This window comes from Flavobacterium galactosi (genome assembly GCF_048158585.1).
Lineage (GTDB): Bacteria > Bacteroidota > Bacteroidia > Flavobacteriales > Flavobacteriaceae > Flavobacterium > Flavobacterium galactosi.
Window position 1 is genome coordinate 142804 of record NZ_JBLNKV010000001.1, and the last position, 23691, is coordinate 166494.

Consider the following 23691-nt stretch of genomic DNA (forward strand, 5'->3'; position numbering starts at 1 on the left):
ACTGAAAAAATACTCCATGAAAAAGATTGGTCATCGTGGTGTCAAAGGGTATGAACCGGAGAATACATTAGTTTCTTTCCAAAAAGCATTAGACATGCAAGTAGATGGGATTGAACTCGATGTACATCTTAGTGCGGATGATGAATTAATGGTGATCCATGATGAAACAATTGACCGAACGACTAATGGAAAAGGTTTTGTAAATAAACTATCTTTGCGCGAATTGAAGGCTTTTCGAATTGATGACAAACACCAAATTCCAACGCTTAAAGAAGTATTTGATTTGGTAAACCAAAACTGTTTTATCAATATCGAATTAAAAAATTATGAAACCGCAGAAAAAGTCGTTGCGCTCATCGAAAAATATGTTGTTAAAAAACAGTGGAAATACGATCGTTTTTTAGTTTCCAGTTTTGATTGGAATGCGTTGCAGCAAGTGGCGTTTTTGAATGATAAAATTCCAATTGGCGTTTTAACAGAAACTAATCTCGATTTAGCTCAGGCTTTCGCCAAATTTATTCAGGCAAAATCCATTCATCCTCATTTTCATTTATTGACAAAGGAAAACACGGCGCAAATGCAAGAAAAAGGATTGCAGGTTTTCCCTTGGACCATCAATGAAATAGAAGACATACAAAAAATAAAAGCATTCAACGTAAACGGAATCATCACTGATTTCCCAAATAGAATATGAACAAAAATTTCGATATAATTATTACCTTTTTTCCAGATAGAATTTTATTTTCAAACCATTAAGTGAATTAAGGTAAATTAAGTAACCAGTAAATAGTTCAGTTTATGACAAAAAAAGAGATAACGCAATTATCCTATGAAATTATCGGTTATGCCATAAAAGTTCACAAAAAACTAGGGCCAGGTTTATTAGAAAAAATTTATGAAGAATGCTTAAAATATGAGCTAGAAAAAAACGGGTACAATGTTAAGCAACAATTTAATATAGAAATCGATTACTATGATTTAGAACTAGCTCATCCATTACGTTTGGATTTATTAGTAAATGATTGTATTATTGTTGAATTAAAACAGTTGAAAAATTTCACCCAATTGACGAGGCCAAACTATTAACCTACATGAAACTATTAAGTATTCCACAAGGCTTACTTATTAATTTTAACACTACCAACATAACAAAATCCTCCAAACCTTTAATTAACGAATATTTTTCACGGTTAGCTGATGATTAGACTTAATAAATCTTAACTAACTTAATGGTTAAAAAAATGAATCAAAATTTCGACATAATAATAGTAGGCGGTGGCGCAGCAGGATTTTTTACAGCAATTAATATTGTAGAAAAAAATCCGAAATTAAAAGTAGCCATTCTGGAACGCGGTACCGAAGTACTGAACAAAGTTCGCATTTCCGGCGGCGGAAGATGCAACGTGACGCACGCTTGTTTTGAGCCTAATGAACTGGTGAAGTTTTATCCGCGTGGCGAAAAAGAATTGCGAGGTCCGTTTCATCAGTTTTGCTCTGGCGATACGATTGAATGGTTCGAAAAACATGGCGTGGAACTAAAAATTGAAGCAGACGGACGCATGTTTCCAGTTTCAAATTCCTCACAAACCATAATTGATTGTTTCCTGAAAGCCACCCAAAAACTGGGAATCGCAGTGCTTACAGGACAAAGTGTACAATCCATTTTCAAAAAAGATACTTTATGGAAAGTAGAAACCCAAAGTGAAAATTATCTAACCGAAAAACTAATTCTGGCCACAGGCAGTAATCCTAAAGTTTGGGAAATGCTACAAAATTTTAGACATGCAATTGTCAGTCCGGTTCCTTCCCTATTCACTTTCAACATTAAAGATTCCAGAATAAAAGAATTACCCGGCGTTGCCGCACAAGTAACCGTAAAAGTAAAAGACACCAAACTCACATCAACAGGGCCTTTGTTAATCACACACTGGGGAATGAGCGGTCCGGCGATTTTGAAATTATCGGCTTGGGGAGCTCGAATCTTACACGACAAAAATTATCAGTTCACTATTTTCGTGAATTGGTTGAATGATGCTGACAAAGAAGATGTCGAGAAAAAATTAAAAGAATTAAAACAAGAACACGCCAAAAAATCGGTTTCAAAAAAATCGCCATTCGAATTAACCAATCGGTTATGGGAAAGTTTGGTACTCGCTTCAGGAATTGAATCAGAAACTAAATGGGCCGATTTATCAAAAATTCAATTGCAAAATCTAGCGAATCAATTAACGAATGGTACTTTTCAAGTGAATGGAAAAAGCACGTTTAAAGAAGAATTTGTAACTGCCGGCGGAATCGATTTAAAGGAAATCAACTTCAAAACCATGGAAAGCAAATTACATGAAAACCTCTATTTTGCAGGAGAAATTGTGAATATTGACGCCATTACCGGCGGATTCAATTTCCAGAATGCATGGACGAGCGGGTTTATTGTGGCGAATGCCGTTTAGACCAAAATCCCTTTTTAAAAATAGTTAACAATTAATACTTTATCTCATTCTACAAAGTAATTTAAACCACTCCTTATCACTACAAGACTTTAATTAAGAGAACTTTAGTGTTTGATTAACATGAATTTATTATTCTGTTTTCATTTTCACAAAATGATTTGAATATGTTTGTAATCAAAATATTACGAATGATAAAAATCTACCTTTCTCTTCCATTACTATTTTTTGTTTTTCAATCTGGTTTTTCGCAAACCGAAAAATTAATTAACGGTACCGTTTTGCACCAACATTTTCCTCTCGGTAAAGTCGAAGTTGCTAATTTTAGTTCTAAAAAAACTACCATTACAAACGCATCAGGAGAATTTTCTATATTGGTAAAAGCGGGAGATGAACTCTTTTTTGTTTCAAAAAACCATGATATCAAAAAAATTCTGGTGGATCAAAATACCATCAACAAAAACAATCTTATTATTTCATTAACCCTTAAACCAGAAGAGTTAAAGGAAGTCGTAATTACAAAAATGCCTTCTATTCAATTAAGCACAGATAAAGAGTATGAACAAGGAAAGGGTAATCAATTAGCTTTAGAAAAAGCAGCACGAACACCAAAAATCCTTGGAATTAACAATGGGACTATTGAAAACGGAATGGATTTTATGCGAATTGGCAGCATGATTTTAGGTTTATTCGCAAAAGAAAAAGAGAAAGTTAAAAAAACTGTTCCTGAAATAGAATTTACAGCATTGGCAAAAAGCAGCTGTGATCAGAAATTTTATCTTGAAAACTTAAAGTTAAACCCAAATGAAATAGACTTGTTCCTTCAATTTTGTGATGCAGATCCTAGATCAAAAACACTATTAGAAAATAGTAACATTTTATCGATGATGGATTTTTTATCGACCAAGAATATTGAATTTAAGAAGCTGTAAGACTTTGAAAACAATTTAGTTTTCTCATCAAAAGATAAACTGATTACTGTGATTGAAAACTGTCAACTATTTATTCAACCACCAAATACTTCCATTTAAAACGGCTGCAAAACTTACCCAAGCCAAATACGGAAGGAACAAATAACCTGCAATTTTATTGATTTTAGCAAACTGAATATAGGTTTCATAAATCATCAGCCACAAAACAATAATTTCTAATCCGGCCAACATTGGGTTGTGCAATCCAAAGAATAAATACGACCATAACGCATTTAAGGCTAATTGAATCGCAAAGAAAACTAAGGCTTTTTTAACCGCTTCTTTTCCAAAATCAATTCGGTTCCAAACCAAACCTGCCGCAACTCCCATCATAATATATAACATGCTCCAAACGGGCGCAAAAACCCAATTGGGTGGATTAAAACTTGGCTTGACCAAAGTAGGATACCATGTTGTTATTGCAGAACGTGTCACCATTCCGGAGAAATAGCCAATCGCAAGACAAGTAACAACAACAGCTAATATTCGGGTAATCTTATTCATTTTTATGTTTTTCTAATGTGAGCCAAATTTACTTAAATCTTTCTAACGATTAACCAGATAAACAAATTAACAAATAAACCAAAAAAAGTATCTTTGCGTAAATTTTTAAATTCATGATTTCAGCAAACGATTTTATTCCATCAAAATATACGCATTCCATTGAAAAGGGAAATTTCCAATGGAGCGCTCCCAGTAATATTGCCCTTGTAAAATATTGGGGTAAAAAAGACAATCAAATTCCAGCTAATCCTTCGGTTAGTTTTACGTTGAATAATTGCAAAACCATTACGAAATTGGCTTTCGCCAAAAAGCAAAATGACGGTACATTTTCCTTTGATTTGCTGTTTGAAGGAAAACCTAAAGAAGATTTCAAACCAAAAATCCAAAAATTCCTGGAACGAATTGAAATCTATTTACCATTTTTGAAGGACTACCATTTTACGATTGACACCGAGAATACGTTTCCGCACAGTTCGGGAATTGCCTCATCCGCATCTGGAATGGCGGCATTGGCGATGAACTTAATGAGTTTAGAAAAAGTATTGAATCCTGAAATGACTTCTGCCTATTTTTATCAAAAAGCGTCTTTATTAGCGCGTTTAGGTTCCGGCAGTGCTTGCAGAAGCGTAAAAGGAAGCGTGGTCGTTTGGGGAAATCATGCGAATATTCCCGGAAGTTCTGATTTATTTGGTGTTGAATTCCCAAAAGCTATTCATACCAATTTTAAGAATTTCCAAGACACGATTTTGTTGGTTGACAAAGGCGAAAAACAGGTTTCGAGTACCGTTGGACACGATTTGATGCACCACCATCCTTTTGCCGAAAGGCGATTTGCACAAGCACACGAAAATTTAGATCAATTAATTTCCATTTTTGAAAGCGGAAATCTGGAAGAATTCATCAAAATTGTAGAAAGTGAAGCCTTGACTTTACACGCCATGATGATGACCTCGATGCCCTATTTTATATTGATGAAACCAAACACGCTGGAAATCATTAATGCGATTTGGAAATTTAGAAACGAGACCAAAATTCCGGTTTGTTTTACTCTGGATGCCGGAGCAAACGTGCATGTTTTATATCCAAATAACACTAAAGAGAAAGTGTTACAATTTATTAAGGACGAATTAGTTGGCTATTGCCAAAATGGTCAGTACCTTTGTGACGAAATTGGAAATGGAGCTTTGTTGAATTAGTTTGTTTTTTCCCTACCTTTAAGTTTTAAAGAGCTGAAATTATGGACATTCAATCAGAGAAATTAGAATTGATTAAATTGTTATTAGAAACGAATGACAAGAACATAATCGAAGCTATAAAAAACATTTTCAAATCAGAAAAAAAAGATGTTTGGAAAGAATTATCTCCTGAAGAACAAGAAGAAATTGACCTTGGAATTCAAGAAGCAAATCGTGGAGACCAAGTCGATTTATAAAATTACCTACTAAAATACCTAATTATCAACCCCAAATTGCTAATTTACAATCTAATATGAAAGGACCTTTATTTTACTCAAAAATATTACTCTTTGGAGAATACGGAATTATTCGTGACTCAAAAGGATTGTCAATTCCTTATAATTTTTACAATGGTGCGCTTAAAAGAGAGGAGAATCCATCTGATGAAGCGATAAAATCAAATGGAAATTTAAGACGTTTTGTTACTTATTTGGAAACGTTACAAAACGAGCAACCCAACTTAGTAACTTTTGATTTAGCTACTTTAAAAAATGATGTTGAAACTGGAATGTATTTTGATTCCAGCATTCCTCAGGGTTATGGCGTAGGAAGTAGTGGCGCACTTGTAGCTGCTATTTATGATAAATATGCTCAAAATAAAATTACGGTTCTGGAGAATTTGACTCGTGAAAAATTATTGCAGTTAAAAAATATATTTTCTCAAATGGAGAGTTTTTTCCACGGAAAAAGTTCTGGCTTAGACCCTTTAAACAGTTATTTGAGCATTCCGATTCTTATCAATTCTAAGGATAACATTGAAGCAACTGGAATACCAACACAAAGTTTTGACGGGAAAGGTGCCGTATTCTTGCTAGATTCAGGAATTATAGGCGAAACGGCTCCGATGGTGAATATTTTCATGGAAAACCTAAAAGACAAAGGATTCCGTGCCATGTTGAAAAATCAATTTGTAAAATATACGGATGCCTGTGTGGAAAATTTCCTTGGAGGCGATATGAAATCATTGTTCATGAACACTAAGAAATTATCAAAAGTGGTTTTGAATAACTTCAAACCGATGATTCCGGAACAATTTCATGGAATCTGGCAACAAGGAATTGACAGTAATGATTATTACTTGAAATTATGTGGTTCTGGCGGTGGCGGCTATATCTTAGGATTTACTGAGGATTTAGAAAAAGCCAAAATTTCGTTGAAAGATTATAAACTAGAAGTGGTTTATCAGTTCTAAAAAACTTTAACACTCAAAACATACTCTATAATGCTTAACACAAGCTTCTTATACTAAAATTATTAGCTTGTTCCCTGTTGAAGCATATATGCAATTATTATTTCGAAGCAATTTGGTTTCTTATTGAATACCCACCATATATATTTTGGGCACAACTTCATTATAAAAAACAAAAAATTCTTAAACCGTTTCGATAACAATAAAATTCATACTGGAATTATACTTCTTGACGAACTCCTAAAAAGCTATGATTTAAATTATTCATCATAAAAACCACCATTAAATAAAATTAAATAAAATCTTACATTTTAAATAAAAACAACTTATCTTTAAACATCTGATTTTTTTGCTCTTATCACTTACAAAAAAACTACATGTCTGAAATTAAAATTCTTGAATATTTTAAGCTCCGCAATATTTTCATTCCTCTCATTATAGTGATTTTGTCTTGTTCTTCGTTGATTATCGTCAACTATCTAACTATTAAAATCTTGTCGGCATCCAGGGCATATGTAAATGGAGAATCCCATTATTCTAAAGGACAGAAAGATGCCACCAGACATCTTATCACATACCTTTTTACTAAAGACCCCATTGAATGGAAGTTATTCAACGAAGAATTAAGTGTTCCGAAAGGAGATAAGATTGCACGAATCGGCTTGACAAATAATGACTCTATTGAGACCATCAAAAACGGATTTAGAGCCGGTAGAAATAACGAGAAAGACCTTGACGATTTAATTTGGTTATTTAGATATTTTCATTCCGTTCCTTTTTTAGCAAAGGCGATTAATGAGTGGGAAAAAGGCGATTATTTAATTGAACAATTGGAATCAATCGGAAATGAGTCTCATAAAAAAATAAGTACTACCAATTTAAAATCAAACGACGAGCAAAAAATTTTTCAACAGATAAATATTATTACTGATAAATTAACAAAAAACGAACAAAATTTCTCGGAAGCACTAGGGGAAGGCACACGCTTGATTAAAACCTATCTTCTTTTAACCAATATTTTTTTAACTTTGATGATCATAGGGAGCGTAAGTATTTACTACTCCGTAATGGTTAACAGACTAAGACGCTCGAAACATGAAACAGATGATAAAAACAAAAATTTAATCATTGCCAATAAGAAACTTGACAAATTTGTTTACAGTGTTTCACATGATCTAAGATCTCCTATCTCTTCCTTAAAAGGATTAATAGAAATCGTAAAACTAGAGGATGATTTGGATCAAATTAGGGATTATTTAAGTCTAATGCATGAAAGCCTTAATAAACAAGATGAATTTATCAGAGAAATAATAGATTATTCTAGAAATAAAAGGAAAGAAATAGCCATCGCTCCCGTTGATTTAAATAAAATTACAGATGAAATCATTGCTCAACATCTGTACATTAAAGGTACTAGTGAAATCGTTATCAAAAAAGAATTATCAGTTGAAGAATTGTATTGTGATGGTTTGAGATTAAAAATTATTTTAAATAATTTATTGTCAAATGCCATTAAGTACTCTGATGAAAAAAAAGAAAAAAGGTATATTTCAATTAAAACGTATACCACGGGAGACTTTTACAAAATTGAAATTGAAGATAATGGTATCGGAATTAATAAAGAATACCAAGTCAAAATTTTTGAAATGTTTTTTGTCACTAATAATAACAATAAAGGTTCTGGATTAGGCCTTTACTTAGTAAAAGAAGCTATTGAAAATCTTAATGGATCCATAACAGTCGATTCGGAAATGAATATTGGGAGCACATTTACAGTAACTATACCGAAAGAATATGAAACCTAATTATAAAATTTTGATAATTGATGACACTATAATTGATTTAGGCATAACTGAAACAAGTACTGCTGATAATGGTAAACAAGGAATTAAATATTTTAATAATTATAAAATAAGTTCTGAAGAATCTCTAATTATTCTGTTGGATATCAAAATGCCTGAAAGGGATGGATTCGAGTTCCTTTCAGAATTTGAAATGCTATCTGAAGAATTGAAAAAGGAAACTCAAATTTTCATGCTTTCATCTACATTAGACCCTAATGATATTACACGAGCAAAAAGCAATAAATATGTAAAAAGTATTTTAAGCAAAACTTTCCCCGTTAAAGAATTTAGCGAAATAATTTATCCAGATTCCTCTTCACAGATAGCCTAATCCATATTTTGAATCCGATGAAATCAGAATTCCTATCCATTACAAATCATAAATACTCTTAATATTTAGCAAATTTTTTTAGCGATTTTATCTTAGAACAATTCACATGTGTTTTTTTGTGAAAAAATCAAGTTAATTTTAAAAACAAAATCTTAAATTTGAAAACAAATAAGCAAGTTTACTATAATTACACCTTTGTAAAACTTGACAAAAAACTACTACTGAAAAATGTTAAGCAGACAGCACAAGCTTCTTATAATGAAAATTGCAAGTTTGTTCTCTGTAGTTAGAGGGTATAACATTCCCATAATTATTTTGGCGCAATATCTTTCGGCGATATTTATCCTTGCCCCCGAAAAAAGAGCACTGGATATCTTACTCGATTTCAATTTATTTATACTTGTTTTTGCTTCTTCGCTTGCGATTGCTTCGGGTTATATCATCAATAGTTTTTATGACAGCCGAAAAGATTTAATCAATCGTCCCAATAAATCCATGCTAGACCGATTGGTGAGTCAAAAAACAAAATTAAGTGTATATTTTGCACTGAATTTCATTGTCGCTTTAATGGCATTGTTCGTTTCATGGCGCGTATTTTTATTCTTTTCAGCATATATATTTTCCATCTGGTTTTATTCCCATAAAATAAAAAAATATCCGATAATAGGAAACCTGACAGCTTCTCTATTGGCTGTTCTGCCTTTTTTTGCCATACTATTGTATTTTTATATTCAGATTCCATTTGAAGAAATTGAAAATTATAAAAGACAGCTTGCAGTAATATTTGCGCATGCCGCCTTTTTGTTCCTACTAATTCTTATTCGGGAAATGGTTAAGGATTTAGAAAACCTAAAAGGCGACTTGGCCAATGATTATAAAACGATTCCGATTGTTTATGGGGAAGAAATATCAAAAAAAACGATTACTATTTTAACCATTCTGGCTGTAATTCCAGTTTATCTTTTAATCGAAATTTACGATGTAGGTTATATGGATATCTATTTCTATTCCTGTCTTATTGTGTTGATTTTTTTCTTGGCTTACTTATGGAAATCAAACACTAAATCACAATTTATACTACTCCATAATGTCCTGAAATTCCTTATTGTGGCTGGAGTATTTTGCATTGTGCTTATCAATCCTAATGTTTTGTGGCACGGAAAAAGATTGTTGATGATGATTTAGATTTCTCTTTCATAAGAAATATAAAAAAGGGTATTGCAATTTTCTCAAAAGCGCCCAAATTTCTCTATTAGGCTAGCCCCGATTACAACGGCATCCTTTTTCTTTTTTCTTTAAAAAGAAAAAGATAGAGTGGAAAGCGGGAAATAGCTCCAAAAAATGAAACTAAAACGTATTAATCAGCTTATTAACTAGATAGTTAGCGTTTTTATAATTGGCTCTTATTGATTGTCAACTATATAAATAGTATCTTTGCACAAATTATTGGAATATTATGAATAACAAGGAAGGCAATAATAAGAAAAGTGGTCCAAGAGCAAATAGCTCAAGACCCAGTTCGAATAAGCCAAAACCTGCCATGCAGAAGCGCGCTCAAGGGCCGAAAAAAGTTAAAGTAGTTACTAAAGTTGCCGATATCGCTACTGATAAAGTAGAGAAAAAACCAAATCAAGCACCAAAGAGACCCAAAGTAAAAGACGAAATTCGTTTGAATAAATACATCGCTAATTCTGGCGCGTGCTCGCGTCGTGATGCGGATATTTATATTCAATCCGGAACGGTGAAAGTAAATGGAATTCCTGTTACCGAAATGGGATACATGGTAAAACCTGGAGATGTTGTGAATTTTGACGGTTCGACTTTGACACCAGAGAAAAAAGTGTACATCTTACTGAACAAACCAAAAAACTTTACCACAGCGATGGACGAAGGTCAGGAGTATCGTAATGTATTGGAATTGGTAAAAGGTTCTACAACTGCAAAAATTGGCGCAGTGGGAAGAATGGATAAGAATACGACTGGTTTGTTATTGTTTACAAACGATACCGATATGATTCGTAAGTTTACGTTACCAAGTCAAAAATCATCTAAAATATACCAAGTTTCACTTGATAAAAACTTGAAATATGAAGATTTAGAAAAAATAAATAAAGGTTTGACTCTTGACGGACACCGCGTTTTTGTGGAAGATGTAAGTTATATTGATGGTGAAGCGAAAAGTGAAATTGGATTGCAATTAAGATCGTCTAACGTAAAAGTGGTTCGTAATATTTTCGAACACTTCAGTTATGATGTGTTGCGTATTGACAGAGTTTCTTTTGCCGGTTTGACCAAAAAGAATTTGCCAAGAGGAAACTGGAGATTGCTTACCGAACAAGAAATCATCAACTTGAAGAACGTTTAATATTTCTTTGAAATTATAAAATGAAATCCCTTTCGCATAAAGCGAAATGGGATTTTTTTAATTAAAAATTCAATCCTAAAATAGTATGACACCCGAAAAACTACAATCAATTGCTTTTAAATGGTTTGAAACTTTTAATAATAAAGAGTTAGAAAAACTATTGTCTTTATATGATGAAGACGCGGTGCATTTTAGTCCAAAACTAAAAATGTACAAACCTGACACTAATGGTTTTGTTACGGGAAAAGATGCTTTGCGAGAATGGTGGCAAGATGCTTTTGAACGTTTACCAAGTTTGAACTATAAAGTTAAATCACTTACCGCAAACGGTGATCGTGTTTTTATGGAATACACGAGAACCGTGAACGGTGAAGAAGATATGCTTGTTGCTGAAGTATTAGACATTAAAGAGGAAAAAATAATCGCCTCCCGAGTATATCATGGATAAAAACCAATTTTAAACAAAACACAAAAATCCCTTTAGCTTTTGGCCAAATGGGATTTTATTTTTTCTAATATATTGCAGTTAAATAGTAAGCTTCTCGATTTACACTAAAATTCTATTAGTAATAGAACAGTGATTAATTATATTTCACAATCTTTTTTTCGCCATTTACCATCGTGATTCGTACTGTATTTTCTTTTTCAGAATACTTAATTTTTTTCACAGGCAACAACTCCTTATCGCTCCATTTTTCTCCTGACTTTTTCCATAACATTAAAGTGGCATAAATAGCAGAGGTATCTTTTTGAGGCGTAAAATTAACACTAACGTCTATTACTGCACTTTCATCACTGGAAGGATTTAAACCTTTAGCCGCAACCACTTCTGTTTTATCCCAACCTAAAAGCGGAATCATTGCCAATTGGTATTTTCCATTATCAATAATAGTTGCCTGATGTCCTTTTACTTTGGTGATCGTCGTTTTAATTTCCGCATCCAATTTTGGCAAAGCATAATGACCTAATCGCATAGCAATTGGATCAGTGCTTCTATTTTTATCCACTCTCAAAATACCATTTGCTAAAGGAATTTCGGCTAAATTAAATTTGATATTGCTATTGGTCTCCAAAACTACATCACGGTAATAAACACCCTCCTCAAACTTCTTAAAAGTGTACAATCGGAACGGCTCCCATTCTTGTTTATTATTTTTAAAAACATAGTTCATCGCTACTTCCCCATTGACACCATCAGCTTGCCAAGGGAAAGCACTATTGTACGATAAGCGGTTGTAATTTTCACTTCCTCTAAATTTTTCGCTCGCATTAATTACCGGAACATTACACCAGGCTCTCAACTCAGCTGCGCCAATATTTGGATAATCGGTAATTAAAATTTCGGAAGATTTCTGGAATTCATGGTACACCGTATCTTTTACAAATTCCTTTTCCCAAGCTCCCTCGTTTTCTGTTGCTGTCCAAAACGGATTATTATCCGGAACCATCAGTCCTAAGAATGCTTTTCCCATCCAATACACGCTTCCACGGCAGCTATATCCTTGTACGGCAGGTTCGAAAGCACCGTAAAACCCTAAAGTAGGAACATTGTCTTTCATAAAATCGGGATGCTCCAAAAATTGTTTCATCACTCCCGAAGAAATTCTTCTCATCCAACCAAAATTAATATCTTTATCCTGTTCATATCCCATCAGTGGAAAAGGGATAATAGAACCGATTCGATAACTGATGCTACGCCCCCACATAATCATCTCTCCGCTTCGGCTAAACATGTACGGATAATTATCTTTTAAATCTTTAAAATTAGTTTCAAACTTGACCGCAAACTCCGGATAGTATTTTTTTCCAATATATTCAGACCAAACCATGCCATACATTTGGAAAGCCCACATACTATAATAATCAAATGCGGGATTGTCATTATACCAACCTTCACCTCTATAATGATCCAATGATTTTTGCAGATAATCAACCAGCAATTTCTCATTAACAGGATAGCCTTTGTCTTTGAAAAAACTCAATACGAAAATATTAAAAAACTTCCAGTTCGAAGGTACCGTTGGACCATCAGCATAACTAATCATTGTTTTAGCCAAGGCATCTTTTTGAACCTGGGGCAGTGGATCCCACAATATTTCCGGAGCAATAAGCATAGACACTGACAGGGCTCCAAATTCTACTAAATTTTGGTTTGGTCCGCCATTTTTTGAACGAGGAACAATGTAAGACGGACTGCTTGGGTCTATTAACTTCCCGATTTGATATCTGTAATAATCCGCAACTTTTATGGTATTGATTTCTAGCGATGGATTCTCTTTTAAAATTGGAGCCGCCACAAACAACGTCCTACACAGTCCTTCTAATTTTTCCGTTGGAACTTTTCCTTCGTCCTTTGGGTAACTTATTCCTAGTTGTTTAGGAAACTTCATTGGATCATCCAGATTATGGATATAACCAAAGGCCCCTTTCAATAAATAAAGCGCTGCATCTTTCCAGTGTTGCTTGGTCATTCCCGTATAAGGACTTAACGTATAATCCGGTTTTACAATTGTAAAAATATTATCCGTCGAATTCTGAACCGATTCCTGTTGCTGTTGTTGTTGTTGTTGTTGTTGTGCCAATACTGGTAGACACATCAGAAGTAACAAAATAAATGAATATTTTTTTTTCATAAAACTAATTTACCATATGGAGGATTATAAAACAGCATTCCTATTTATTTTTTACTCTATTTTATTTGTTTTTTGTATCTCAGCATTGCTTCCACTAAATAATAATCCCCATATGTTAAAGGAACATCTATTTCTGATTTTTCGGGAATATGTCCTACTCCATGTTTCAATAAAAAGCCTCCATTAGTTCCTTCTTCGGCTATATATTCCTTAGAAGTTAAGGTAGTAATAATCGTTTTGGCTGCTGCAAAATATTTTTTCGAAGGTTCTTTATCCACATAATTCTTCAATTCTAATAAAGCCGAAGCCATTACAGATCCAGCCGAAGAATCTCGTAAAGCATCGGGAATATTGGGCGCATTAAAATCCCAATACGGCACTTTATCTTTAGGCAGATTTGGATGATTCAAGATAAATGCTGCGATAGCAACCGCTTGGTCTAAATATTTTTTATCTTTTGTTGCTCTATACATCACGGTATATCCGTACAATCCCCAAGCTTGGCCTCTTGCCCATGCCGATTCATCAGCATAGCCTTGAGCGGTTCTTTTTCGTTTCACTTCACCCGTCTTACTGTTATAATTTACAACATGGTAGGAACTATGATCTGGACGGAAGTGATTTTTCAACGTGGTATTGGCGTGTTTAACGGCAATGTCATAATATTTTTTATCGCCACTGTATTCACTGGCCCAAAATAGGAGTTCTAAATTCATCATGTTATCTATAATTACCAGATAACCGTCATCCGAAGAATCCCAAGATTTAATGCAACCAACTTTTTCATTAAAACGGGACGCCAACGATTTTGCACTATTCATTAGTATTTCCGCATATTCTGGCTTTGGATTTAAGCGATTGGCATTTCCAAAACTACAAAACATCATAAACCCAAGATCGTGTGTTGTTGTATTGTATTGTTCTCTCTTCAAATCTTGCAAAACCCTGTCTATTTCACCTTCTAATACCGGCGATTTGACTGCTTCATCCAAATACAGCATTGTTCCGGGATAAAAACCACTGCACCACCATCCTGAACCGCTGGTTTCCAATTTATCTTTGGCAGCATAATACGTTTTTGGATATTTATCTTTAGGCAATCTTTTCATCATATAAGTATATTGACTCACCCCTCGGCTAAGGGTATTATCAATCTGCTTTTCTAATTTATGACTCCCACAAGAACTTAACAGTAAAGTAGCGCCCACAGAAACAAGCAGGTTCTTTCTTGTTTTTTTTATTTTTTGTAAAAACATTTGATTAAAATATGTATTAATTATTCTATTTTTTAACTATTTCGGCAAACTATTTATTTCTATAACGCTTATCATGGTTGGTGGTATTTTTGCTAATCCTTCTCCGTCAATCTGGGTGACATTTTGCGAAAAAACATGTAATTTATTTTTCTTTTGCCAGAGCGAAATATCATAATTTGGCTCCCATTGTCCTACTGAAGTATTGGTTAAATCTACTGTTTTCCAATTTTCATTGTTAGTCAAATTACTATATGCCAGTGCCATTTTATTTCCTCTTTCTTCATCCCTAAAAAGAACATACAGCAGCGGACTACTTCCTTTATCATCTATAAATAAATCGGGTCTTGAAATAGGTATTTGCTTCGTGCCGCCGCCTCCAAGAGAAAATGGTGTTTTTCGGAATCCTGTATTTATTCTTTTCCAGCTTCCATGATCCAAATAGACAATTTGATATTGAGGAATTTGATTTTCACTCCAATAGGTTACAATATATGGATTGCCTTTTTTATCAACAGCCATTGCTGTTTGATTGATTAAATTACTTTTTTGAGGAATTCTCCAAGCATATTCAGCAGTTGAAACGGTTATGGGTACTGTATATTTTTCTCCTGTAGATTTCTCCCAAGTCACGCCACCATCTTTCGATCTGGCATAACACAAATCATGATTGGTAGATACATCCCAACTTTCTCTCCAAACCCATGAAAGATGAATCACGCCTTGTTTATCTACGCAGGACTGCCAATAAGCGCTTCTTTTATCTTCTCCGTTTAGTAAATTTTGCTGTACTTGAGACCAACTTTTACTTTTTAAATCATAGGAATTGATCACCATATTTCCTCTTCCTGAAGCCCCCGATCGGTAAAAAAAAAGTAATCCTCCGTTTGGTAAATTATAAAATTCAGGATACGTAACCTTCAGTTCCTGATTACCTGTCATAGGATTTTCTTCTCCAAGTTCTAAACCCATAGGTTTTTTACTCCTTACATAGCGGAGTTTAGTATCATGATGATCCCAACTTACGTGTAAATACCCATCACCATCAACAACGATACTGATCGCGTTATGCGCATCTTTTGTATTTCCTTTATATGCCGTTTTGACGATTTCCCAATTAGATCTGTTTAATTTTCTTTTTCCAAGAACGAGAAAACTACTCTCATCATAATATGCTGTAAATTGATACTGACCATAAGTTGTTAAAGCATTTTTTCGGAATTTAACTACGTTTACAGAATTATTATTCCAACCATATCCAATTTCTGTTTGTCCATTTTTTTGCGCACTACACCCTGATAAACAGACCATAAAACCGCAAAAAAACCATTTTAATATCTTACTGCTTGTCATTGATTTCAAAAGTATATTTATACGTTACATTTTGTTTTTTCTTACGATTAAGGCTTTAAAAGAGTGAAAAATAAGCTTTTAATTTTCATCCTATTTTTAATGCGATTACGAAAATTAAAAGTAAAACAACAAATTCTATTTACATACCAGACCCTACCACTTTTTGTGCTTTGCAATAAAAAAATTATAATATATTCTTCATGAGATAAATAAAACAACCTGCTTTATAGCGAATCAACCTTTAAACCCTGTGGGGAAATATTAAGTAAGGGATATTTGAATTTATAAACAACCACCGATCGCAGATTCTTGTAGCGAACTTATAAAGAATATTTTTTCGCAAAAAGAAGAGATAAAACAAAAAACCCTTTAAACGTTATTTTCAACGAATAAAGGTTTTTTAAAGTGCGGATAATAGGACTCGAACCTACACGCCTTGCGGCACCAGATCCTAAGTCTGGCATGTCTACCAATTTCACCATATCCGCGCAATTGTGGGTGCAAAGATAAACATAACTTCCAATTTTCAAAGTAAATTTCACAAAAAATATTCATACTCTTTTTTGTACTTTTGAAATATAAACAAAATCAATAAATGGAAAATATAAAATCATACGTACAACAACACAAAGATCGTTTCATAAACGAATTAATTGAATTATTGAAAATCCCATCCGTAAGTGCAGACACCGCTTATTCTCAAGATGTTATCGATACTTCCGAAGCAGTAAAAGTAAGTTTAGAAAAAGCAGGCTGTGATTTTGTTGAAATTTGCGACACACCGGGTTATCCAATTGTTTACGGTGAAAAAATTATTGATAAATCGTTGCCAACGGTTCTAGTTTATGGTCATTATGATGTGCAACCGCCAGATCCATTGGAATTATGGACTTCTCCCCCATTTGAACCTGTTATCAAAAAAACCGAAATTCATCCTGAAGGCGCCATCTTTGCCCGAGGATCTTGTGATGACAAAGGCCAAATGTTCATGCACGTAAAAGCATTAGAATACATGGTTCAATCCAATACTTTGCCTTGCAACGTGAAATTTATGATTGAAGGCGAAGAAGAAGTTGGCTCTAAAAGTTTGAGCTGGTTTGTGGAACGCAATCAGGAAAAACTAAAAAACGATGTGATTTTGATTTCTGACACGGGAATGATTTCAAATCAGCAACCTTCCATCACAACTGGATTGCGTGGATTAAGCTATGTAGAAGTTGAAGTTACTGGACCTAATCGTGATTTGCATTCCGGATTATACGGTGGCGCCGTGGCCAATCCCATTAACATTTTGGCAAAAATGATTGCTTCGTTGCATGACGATGACAATCACATTACCATACCGGGCTTTTATGATAAAGTTCAGGAATTATCTCTCGAAGAACGAGCTGAAATGGCCAAAGCGCCTTTCAACTTAGACGATTATAAAAAAGCACTGGACTTAAAGGATGTTTATGGCGAGAAAGGATATGTAACCAATGAAAGGAATTCGATTCGCCCTACACTGGACGTCAACGGAATCTGGGGCGGCTATACCGGCGAAGGCGCTAAAACGGTTATTGCGAGTAAGGCTTTCGCCAAAATCTCGATGCGATTAGTCCCTAACCAAGATTGGGAGGAAATCACCGAACTGTTCACCAAACATTTCATCAGCATTGCTCCAGCCGGCGTTACCGTAAAAGTAAAACCGCATCATGGCGGACAAGGGTATGTGACACCAATAGACAGCATAGGCTACAAAGCCGCAAATATGGCGTATACCGAGACTTTTGGAATTCCTGCCATTCCGGTGCGTTCCGGAGGAAGCATTCCCATAGTAGCCTTATTTGAGAAAGAACTGAAAAGCAAAACCATCCTGATGGGATTTGGCCTAGACAGCGATGCCATTCACTCGCCAAACGAGCATTTTGGGATATTCAATTACTTGAAGGGAATTGAAACGATTCCGTTGTTTTATAAATATTTTGTGGAGTTGAGTAAGTAGCATTTTGCCACAAAGAAAATTCATCTAAATCCGTTCCGAAATGAGCGGATTTTTTTTAGAAATTATAGGTTAGTTCTAAAGTATTATTTGGCGGAACAGTAATTTCAAAATCTTGACTCGATCCAATTCCGTTTTTTATTCTAATTACGCGTATTATATTTTTTTCTCCTTCGGCTACAAATACATTTAATCTATTATTTAAATTTGTTGCAATCCAATTGCCATAGCCACTAAAACCGGTAGAATACTCCGAATTTAGAAATGTATTTAGTCCAACTTTTGGACCAAAAGGATACAATGTTCGCACTTCAAATAAATCTCCTGCTCGCTGGGAAACAAAATTATTCAGATTAACTTTTATAAATGCTTTTATGGGAATGTAAAAAGTTTCGTCAATAATGGTATCTCTGCGTGTTATTGAATAAATTGCAAAACCAATGTCTGTTGAACTTCCTCCAATTAAGTTATTCGTTCTGATATATTTATTTATATCAATTTTAGAGTCATCGATTTCAACGTCAAAATATCCACCCGCCGAATTTCCCAATTCACGATCTTTTATAAAAAAGTCTTTATTAAAATTTCCGTATTGATCGGATTCTATATTTACAATTTTTCGTGTTGAACCGCCGCCTAATTCGCCACCGCCAATTTTATATTTTAAGGACACTCTGATATTTGAAACCGGGAAGTTGTTTAGGGTAACAAATCTACCCCTTAACACCGTACAATTTGATGTACAATCATTATTGGTATCATCTTCTGTTTTTTCACAACTTGTAAAAACTAAAAATAGAACAACAATTCTAATTAGATTTTTCATATTATTTTCGTTTAAATTTCAATTTTATTTTTTGCAAAAAAATAGTCCAACGTTTTGATGCTGAACGAAGTTGTGATTTTTATAGCAGAATATTTTCTGTTACAAAATTGAAAGTTATGAAAATAATTGGTTCTATTCTCGAAAATGCAGCAATCTTGGTTAGGTGCTGTTATGTAAGGTTTTAATCTAAAGCTTAGATTTCAAATCCATCCTTTCGTGATAAAATAATAATCGAACTCAGGTTATCATTGGAACGGCATATAATGTTAGTTATGAATTCGCGAGACTTCACTACAGCGAACCTGTTAATTTTGCTTCTTAAAATTTTTCACTTATTCAACAACAAAATCCGAAGGCAATGCCAATAATTGATATTGAATGGTTTTTGCCAGGCGGTAATCCCCTAGTGCATTGGGATGCAGTCTATCCTTTTCTTTGTCATGAAAGTATTGCGACTGTGCATCGGCCATTGGGAAAAGACCGCTTATCGAATAGAGGTCGATCAACGGAACCGCCCAATAAGAAGCCGCTTGCTTCAAAATAGCAACATAGGAATCGATATACAATCCTTCTCCGTTACAATAGTTTTCGTCAGGTTGCACATTTTTCTCGTTAAACTTGGCAAACCCCCTGTGAATAGGTGTCATAATAATAATTTGTTGTTGTGGGTAATTGTTCTTTAGGTAGGACATCGCTTTATTAATCCGTCCGCAAAAGGTGGTGTCATTCAGGTTTGGAGTCCGGTATTTACGCGTCACTTCCTTTCCGTTAAAGTTGGTTTGTCTTGTTGTTTCACTGAAAAACTCACCCAACGGAGTATCGTGGTTATAGTCATTTGTACCCGCAAAAATCAATATTGCATCAACGTTTGTTCCTTTTTCTTCGTCCAACTTCGCAGACTGCTTGTAAATGTCATTCCACTGATTTCCGCTGATTCCATATACAAAAGGTTCTATCCCCAGCAATTCACCCAGATACTCCCAGTAAACACAAGTAGTTCCAATACGGCGTTTGTCTGTCATCGAATCCCCCAGAAAAGCCACTCGCTTGCCCTGCCATTGTGAGTTTGGTGTTTTTTCTTTGTCTGTTAATTTTACTTTTGGAACAACTTGTTGTGCAAATCCGTTAAAACCCGTCAATAAAAGGATGCAGACACTTGCAATTATATGTTTCATATTTTAATGTATTTATGGTTATGCAAAAATAGTTATAGGAGTCAAGTCGGTTTCAAGAGATGGTTTCGATTTTGATGAATCCAACTTTAAACCTGTTTTCTTTATCATAATTTTCCGATCGCTCGTATTTAGTTGTGGGCACGAGCGGGACGCTCGCGCTAGCAGGGGCTAACGATTGTGGTATATCAGCGCGGTCTGGTCAATTTGTGCGTTATTTAAATACTTCTGTTAAATTTATTTTTTTCAAAAGGTGCTCAATACTTACGCCTTCAATACTTTCATATCTATTCATATTCTCAAGCATACTTAAAAATAATCTCCATTCTCTGTTTTATCTATGACTGATTTAATTAAAAGTTTGTTTTTACCAGTACTATTTTCGTATTCATATATTTTATTTCTTGAATATGGATAATTTATGTAATTATTGTAAGCATTTATTAAATAAACTTCAAGTTGAAGAATTTTTCTTTCATTATCTTCATTAAGTTTTCCGTTGATAATTTCAAAAAAATATTTTTGTAATTCTTCAATAGTTAACGCTTTGCTATTTATTTTACTATATAAATCTTCATAAATTGTTTTGATATAGACCAAAAAAAGAAAAAGTTGCGGTATAACATAGCTATTACTATCAAATGAACGTAAAGCTAATCTTGAATGTGAAAATATTTTTTCTTGTTGTCGTAATGAAACTAAACCATTTGAAAATAATACTGAACAGATTCCTAGAAAATTACTTTTATCGGAATCTAGCTCTCTATATTTTTTGCGATTTTCCGAAATAAAAAACTGATCAAATTCAAAATAGTTATATAAATATTTATGAAAGATTTCATTTTCAGGCTCAGGGACAGAATACTCAATATCAATAAATCGTCTTAAATATTCATCAGCGTCAATCCTGTCACTGCCATAAACTCCTTTAACAGAGTTTCCAAGTTGAACTTTGTCTATTGATAATACGAAAACTATATTTGGAACTGAAAAAAAATGTTTTATTTGCTCTAAAATTGATACGGCATAATCAGGTCTGCAACGATCAAGTTCATCAATTAAAAAAATAAGTGGCTTACCTTCATTTGAATTTGCAATAAATTCAGAAAGGCTTTTGCGAAAATCTATAATTCCTTTTTTCTTTTTAGCATATTCGTTGACCTCATTTTCAAAAACATCATTTATGCCTTTTGTGACATTAACTATCGCATCTTTAATTTCTTTCGTATTTATGTATTTATCCGCAATAGATTGAACTATTATTGGCGCAATATGTTTTGATAATAAAGAAGCATTTTTAAAGCAATTTTAAATTTAGGTTCAGTAGATTTAGTAGTTATATTTTTCAACTCCCCCATTAAAGCTGTTAATGGATTGTTTTCGAAATCATTTTCCCAAGCGTTAAAGTAAACAGTTTGTAATTCTTTGTCTTTTAAATCTTGCTCCCACATTTTTATAAATGTAGTTTTTCCGGTTCCCCATTTATTGTTAATAGCTAAAACAAAACCATTTGAATAAGAGTTAACTAAATCCAATAATACATTTGCATATTTTCTTCTGTCTAATTTACAGTTAGCGAATGGATTTCCAGATTCAATTTCAACATCAAAATGTTTAATACTCATTCTTATGATTTTTAGATTTACGGCATTTCTTTTTTTGCTTTCTGGTAACTAGTATATATACGAAACAAAACTTCGCATATACACCCAAATCCGGATAAGATTGGCGAAGATTTGTTTCGCTTTATGTTTCCCAAATATAATTAAATTTTCTTACAATTAAACGAAACGATTTCGAATCAATTGGATGCTTTGCGTGAGGGATGGCAGCGAAAATCCTTTATGTTTTTTCTTTAAAAACATAAAGATTGCAGCGTACAGCCCGACCCGAAGTTGCGAGGAGGAACGACGAAGCAATCTGCAGGGTCACGCCCAAAAAATACGTAATCAATAAATGAATCGCATAAAAAATCCGCAACTCTCTTGATTATTTAGAGCTGCGGATTCAACAAATTAAAAAATATAAAAAAGAAACTACTAATTAAAATCTTTATCAGGATTGTATCCCAAGTAAGGCATTGTCTGTTCTTTGAAAACAACACCGTATTCTTCTAACTCTTTCAAAATAGGCAAATACACTTCTTTACGAATAGGAAGCTGCACACCTGGGGTTGTGATTTTACCGTTCAGTATTAATAAGGTTGCCATAGCTACTGGTAAACCAACGGTTTTTGCCATAGCAGTATAGGTTTGGTCTTCGCCAATGCAAACCATTTTTGAATCTATCTGCTCTTTTTTACCATTCAGCTCATACCCAAATTTATGGTACATGACAATCATATCTTTGTCTTTGGGCTGAAGCGTCCAGCTTTCACTTAGTATTTTCTCCAGAATTTGCGCCGGAGTTGCCTTTTTTAAACCTATTTTTTTATTGCGATTGAACAAATCCAGTTCCAAAAGTTTGTCCCACATGATATCATCCTGGTCGATTTTAAGGATTAGTCGCATTTTGCTTTCGACAGAATCCGTTGGATGGTACGGCAAAAAAGAATTCACAAATTCTCGGTAACTCATGTTCTCCGAATCTTCCATACTATAACTGTCATCCGTCATGCCCAATTGCACAAACATGTTCCATGCTTTGGAAAATCCTACTTTACGAATGGTCCCTCTGTATAAGGTAAGGACATCATCGAGTCCATAAACACTGCGATACTTCAGCGAATCTCTGTTGGAATAAGCTTCAAATCGACCGTATCCTTCAACTTCCAGAAATTCAGTCCTGCGAAATAAATTACAATACGGAATGTATTTATACGTTCCTTCTTGAATAAACTTGGCTGCTCCTCCTTGCCCCGCCAGAACCACATTTCGTGGTGCCCAAGTAAATTTATAATTCCAAAGATTAGTATCGGACTCCGGTGCTACCAGTCCGCCACAGAAAGATTCAAACAAAAGCATATTGCCCCCTTTGTCCTTAATTTCATCTATTACTTTCATGGCGCTCATGTGATCTATTCCCGGATCAAGACCAATTTCGTTCATGAAAATCAAGTTCTTTTCTTTTGCCAAAGCGTCTAATTCCTGCATGGCATCGCTGATATAAGAGGCCGTAACTAAGTGTTTTTTATAAACAACACAATCTCTTGCCACTTCGATATGTAAATGCGCGGGCAACATGGAGATAACAATACTGGCTTTTTGAATGGCTTCTTTTCTTTGATTTTCATCAAAAATATCTAAGGCTATTGGCGTCGCATTAGGGTGATTATTCGTTTTCTTTTGAGCCAAATCCAATGATAAATCTCCAATAATCAGATGAAGTTGCTCCTTTTCTGATTTATTCAATAGATATTGTATCAACGACGATGCTGATCTTCCTGCTCCAATGATTAAAATTATTCTCATAATTACATAAATATAACACAAATATACAATATTGTTGTATTTATAACAAATAGTATTTAATTAAAACATTCAAATATTTTTACAAAGTGCCCTAAAATCGCTAAAATCATACCATTTATAAAAAATCAAGCCTCAAAAAAGAATCTTGAGAATTTCTTTTACAATGTCTCGATAAGA

General features: G+C 34.0%; 21 protein-coding genes, 1 tRNA gene and 2 pseudogenes. 13 read left to right on the forward strand and 11 right to left on the reverse strand.

Annotation, left to right across the window (positions count from 1 at the left end; genetic code table 11):
• Positions 1 to 16 precede the first annotated feature (16 nt).
• The 4 genes and pseudogenes from ACM55M_RS00575 (at position 17) to ACM55M_RS00590 (ending at position 3379) form a co-directional block, all read left to right on the forward strand.
• The gene (locus ACM55M_RS00575) at positions 17 to 694 is read left to right on the forward strand and encodes a glycerophosphodiester phosphodiesterase (protein WP_416855519.1); all 678 of its coding nucleotides are present in this window, start codon (positions 17 to 19) and stop codon (positions 692 to 694) included.
• A 104-nt stretch (positions 695 to 798) separates the two neighbouring features.
• Positions 799 to 1205: pseudogene (locus ACM55M_RS00580) on the forward strand (GxxExxY protein).
• Between the two features lie 36 nt (positions 1206 to 1241).
• Positions 1242 to 2450 (forward strand): BaiN/RdsA family NAD(P)/FAD-dependent oxidoreductase, encoded by a 1209-nt coding sequence (locus ACM55M_RS00585; protein WP_416855520.1) that lies wholly within the window; start codon positions 1242 to 1244, stop codon positions 2448 to 2450.
• A 188-nt stretch (positions 2451 to 2638) separates the two neighbouring features.
• Positions 2639 to 3379 carry a hypothetical protein gene (locus ACM55M_RS00590; protein WP_416855521.1) on the forward strand — a complete coding sequence of 247 codons (741 nt, stop codon included), beginning with the start codon at positions 2639 to 2641 and terminating at the stop codon, positions 3377 to 3379.
• 66 nt (positions 3380 to 3445) lie between these two features.
• On the opposite strand, the gene ACM55M_RS00595 is transcribed toward ACM55M_RS00590, so the two are convergent.
• A complete protein-coding gene (locus ACM55M_RS00595; RefSeq protein ID WP_416855522.1) occupies positions 3446 to 3922 on the reverse strand; it encodes a TspO/MBR family protein in 477 nt (158 codons plus the stop codon).
• 113 nt (positions 3923 to 4035) lie between these two features.
• On the opposite strand from ACM55M_RS00595, the gene ACM55M_RS00600 reads away from it, so the two are divergent.
• The 8 genes from ACM55M_RS00600 (at position 4036) to ACM55M_RS00635 (ending at position 11334) form a co-directional block, all read left to right on the forward strand.
• Positions 4036 to 5118, forward strand: coding sequence for a diphosphomevalonate decarboxylase (locus ACM55M_RS00600; protein ID WP_416855523.1), 1083 nt, complete (start codon positions 4036 to 4038; stop codon positions 5116 to 5118).
• A gap of 41 nt (positions 5119 to 5159) precedes the next feature.
• Entirely contained in the window at positions 5160 to 5354 is a 195-nt protein-coding gene (locus ACM55M_RS00605; RefSeq protein WP_416855524.1) for a hypothetical protein, read from the forward strand.
• A 56-nt stretch (positions 5355 to 5410) separates the two neighbouring features.
• Positions 5411 to 6349 (forward strand): mevalonate kinase family protein, encoded by a 939-nt coding sequence (locus ACM55M_RS00610; RefSeq protein WP_416855525.1) that lies wholly within the window; start codon positions 5411 to 5413, stop codon positions 6347 to 6349.
• Between the two features lie 374 nt (positions 6350 to 6723).
• Entirely contained in the window at positions 6724 to 8151 is a 1428-nt protein-coding gene (locus tag ACM55M_RS00615) for a sensor histidine kinase (RefSeq protein ID WP_416855526.1), read from the forward strand.
• Complete coding sequence (locus ACM55M_RS00620; protein WP_416855527.1) at positions 8141 to 8521, forward strand: response regulator; 381 nt, start codon at positions 8141 to 8143, stop codon at positions 8519 to 8521. Before ACM55M_RS00615 ends, ACM55M_RS00620 begins: the two co-directional genes overlap by 11 nt.
• A 228-nt stretch (positions 8522 to 8749) precedes the next feature.
• Positions 8750 to 9706, forward strand: a complete 957-nt coding sequence (locus ACM55M_RS00625; protein WP_416855528.1) for a geranylgeranylglycerol-phosphate geranylgeranyltransferase — start codon at positions 8750 to 8752, stop codon at positions 9704 to 9706.
• Positions 9707 to 9977: 271 nt separating this feature from the next.
• The gene (locus tag ACM55M_RS00630) at positions 9978 to 10886 is read left to right on the forward strand and encodes a pseudouridine synthase (protein WP_416855529.1); all 909 of its coding nucleotides are present in this window, start codon (positions 9978 to 9980) and stop codon (positions 10884 to 10886) included.
• Positions 10887 to 10971: 85 nt separating this feature from the next.
• Positions 10972 to 11334: a nuclear transport factor 2 family protein gene (locus ACM55M_RS00635; protein ID WP_416855530.1), complete on the forward strand. Its 363-nt coding sequence runs from the start codon at positions 10972 to 10974 to the stop codon at positions 11332 to 11334.
• Between the two features lie 133 nt (positions 11335 to 11467).
• On the opposite strand, the gene ACM55M_RS00640 is transcribed toward ACM55M_RS00635, so the two are convergent.
• The 4 genes from ACM55M_RS00640 to ACM55M_RS00655 all read right to left on the reverse strand — a co-directional run bounded on the left by ACM55M_RS00640 (position 11468) and on the right by ACM55M_RS00655 (position 16613).
• Positions 11468 to 13519 (reverse strand): DUF2264 domain-containing protein, encoded by a 2052-nt coding sequence (locus tag ACM55M_RS00640; protein WP_416855531.1) that lies wholly within the window; start codon positions 13517 to 13519, stop codon positions 11468 to 11470.
• Between the two features lie 56 nt (positions 13520 to 13575).
• Entirely contained in the window at positions 13576 to 14775 is a 1200-nt protein-coding gene (locus tag ACM55M_RS00645; RefSeq protein ID WP_416855533.1) for a YyaL domain-containing protein, read from the reverse strand.
• A 36-nt stretch (positions 14776 to 14811) separates the two neighbouring features.
• On the reverse strand, positions 14812 to 16125 hold the full coding sequence (locus ACM55M_RS00650) for a BNR repeat-containing protein (RefSeq protein WP_416855534.1): 1314 nt from the start codon (positions 16123 to 16125) through the stop codon (positions 14812 to 14814).
• A 406-nt stretch (positions 16126 to 16531) separates the two neighbouring features.
• Positions 16532 to 16613 (reverse strand) — tRNA-Leu (locus tag ACM55M_RS00655).
• Positions 16614 to 16720: 107 nt separating this feature from the next.
• On the opposite strand from ACM55M_RS00655, the gene ACM55M_RS00660 reads away from it, so the two are divergent.
• On the forward strand, positions 16721 to 18109 hold the full coding sequence (locus ACM55M_RS00660; protein WP_416855535.1) for a dipeptidase: 1389 nt from the start codon (positions 16721 to 16723) through the stop codon (positions 18107 to 18109).
• Positions 18110 to 18164: 55 nt separating this feature from the next.
• Here the strand turns inward: ACM55M_RS00660 and ACM55M_RS00665 are convergent, their stop codons facing one another.
• The 6 genes and pseudogenes from ACM55M_RS00665 to ACM55M_RS00690 form a co-directional block, all read right to left on the reverse strand.
• Positions 18165 to 18932, reverse strand: coding sequence for a hypothetical protein (locus ACM55M_RS00665; RefSeq protein ID WP_416855536.1), 768 nt, complete (start codon positions 18930 to 18932; stop codon positions 18165 to 18167).
• A 332-nt stretch (positions 18933 to 19264) separates the two neighbouring features.
• On the reverse strand, positions 19265 to 20107 hold the full coding sequence (locus ACM55M_RS00670) for an SGNH/GDSL hydrolase family protein (RefSeq protein ID WP_416855537.1): 843 nt from the start codon (positions 20105 to 20107) through the stop codon (positions 19265 to 19267).
• A 306-nt stretch (positions 20108 to 20413) separates the two neighbouring features.
• Positions 20414 to 20704 carry a hypothetical protein gene (locus tag ACM55M_RS00675; RefSeq protein ID WP_416855538.1) on the reverse strand — a complete coding sequence of 97 codons (291 nt, stop codon included), beginning with the start codon at positions 20702 to 20704 and terminating at the stop codon, positions 20414 to 20416.
• A 222-nt stretch (positions 20705 to 20926) separates the two neighbouring features.
• Positions 20927 to 21376: pseudogene (locus tag ACM55M_RS00680) on the reverse strand (KAP family P-loop NTPase fold protein); the annotation flags it as partial.
• The gene (locus tag ACM55M_RS00685) at positions 21364 to 21729 is read right to left on the reverse strand and encodes a P-loop NTPase fold protein (protein WP_416855540.1); all 366 of its coding nucleotides are present in this window, start codon (positions 21727 to 21729) and stop codon (positions 21364 to 21366) included. The gene ACM55M_RS00685 and the pseudogene ACM55M_RS00680, both read right to left, overlap by 13 nt.
• 414 nt (positions 21730 to 22143) lie before the next feature.
• The gene (locus tag ACM55M_RS00690; RefSeq protein WP_416855541.1) at positions 22144 to 23514 is read right to left on the reverse strand and encodes a saccharopine dehydrogenase family protein; all 1371 of its coding nucleotides are present in this window, start codon (positions 23512 to 23514) and stop codon (positions 22144 to 22146) included.
• Between the last annotated feature and the right edge of the window lie 177 nt (positions 23515 to 23691).

Coding starts and splice junctions, on each gene's coding strand:
- ACM55M_RS00575 (WP_416855519.1), top strand. CDS start 17: ATGAAAAAGATTGGTCATCGTGGTGTCAAAGGGTATGAACCGGAGAAT.
- ACM55M_RS00585 (WP_416855520.1), top strand. CDS start 1,242: ATGAATCAAAATTTCGACATAATAATAGTAGGCGGTGGCGCAGCAGGA.
- ACM55M_RS00590 (WP_416855521.1), top strand. CDS start 2,639: ATGATAAAAATCTACCTTTCTCTTCCATTACTATTTTTTGTTTTTCAA.
- ACM55M_RS00595 (WP_416855522.1), bottom strand. CDS start 3,922: ATGAATAAGATTACCCGAATATTAGCTGTTGTTGTTACTTGTCTTGCG.
- ACM55M_RS00600 (WP_416855523.1), top strand. CDS start 4,036: ATGATTTCAGCAAACGATTTTATTCCATCAAAATATACGCATTCCATT.
- ACM55M_RS00605 (WP_416855524.1), top strand. CDS start 5,160: ATGGACATTCAATCAGAGAAATTAGAATTGATTAAATTGTTATTAGAA.
- ACM55M_RS00610 (WP_416855525.1), top strand. CDS start 5,411: ATGAAAGGACCTTTATTTTACTCAAAAATATTACTCTTTGGAGAATAC.
- ACM55M_RS00615 (WP_416855526.1), top strand. CDS start 6,724: ATGTCTGAAATTAAAATTCTTGAATATTTTAAGCTCCGCAATATTTTC.
- ACM55M_RS00620 (WP_416855527.1), top strand. CDS start 8,141: ATGAAACCTAATTATAAAATTTTGATAATTGATGACACTATAATTGAT.
- ACM55M_RS00625 (WP_416855528.1), top strand. CDS start 8,750: ATGTTAAGCAGACAGCACAAGCTTCTTATAATGAAAATTGCAAGTTTG.
- ACM55M_RS00630 (WP_416855529.1), top strand. CDS start 9,978: ATGAATAACAAGGAAGGCAATAATAAGAAAAGTGGTCCAAGAGCAAAT.
- ACM55M_RS00635 (WP_416855530.1), top strand. CDS start 10,972: ATGACACCCGAAAAACTACAATCAATTGCTTTTAAATGGTTTGAAACT.
- ACM55M_RS00640 (WP_416855531.1), bottom strand. CDS start 13,519: ATGAAAAAAAAATATTCATTTATTTTGTTACTTCTGATGTGTCTACCA.
- ACM55M_RS00645 (WP_416855533.1), bottom strand. CDS start 14,775: ATGTTTTTACAAAAAATAAAAAAAACAAGAAAGAACCTGCTTGTTTCT.
- ACM55M_RS00650 (WP_416855534.1), bottom strand. CDS start 16,125: ATGACAAGCAGTAAGATATTAAAATGGTTTTTTTGCGGTTTTATGGTC.
- ACM55M_RS00660 (WP_416855535.1), top strand. CDS start 16,721: ATGGAAAATATAAAATCATACGTACAACAACACAAAGATCGTTTCATA.
- ACM55M_RS00665 (WP_416855536.1), bottom strand. CDS start 18,932: ATGAAAAATCTAATTAGAATTGTTGTTCTATTTTTAGTTTTTACAAGT.
- ACM55M_RS00670 (WP_416855537.1), bottom strand. CDS start 20,107: ATGAAACATATAATTGCAAGTGTCTGCATCCTTTTATTGACGGGTTTT.
- ACM55M_RS00685 (WP_416855540.1), bottom strand. CDS start 21,729: ATGAGTATTAAACATTTTGATGTTGAAATTGAATCTGGAAATCCATTC.
- ACM55M_RS00690 (WP_416855541.1), bottom strand. CDS start 23,514: ATGAGAATAATTTTAATCATTGGAGCAGGAAGATCAGCATCGTCGTTG.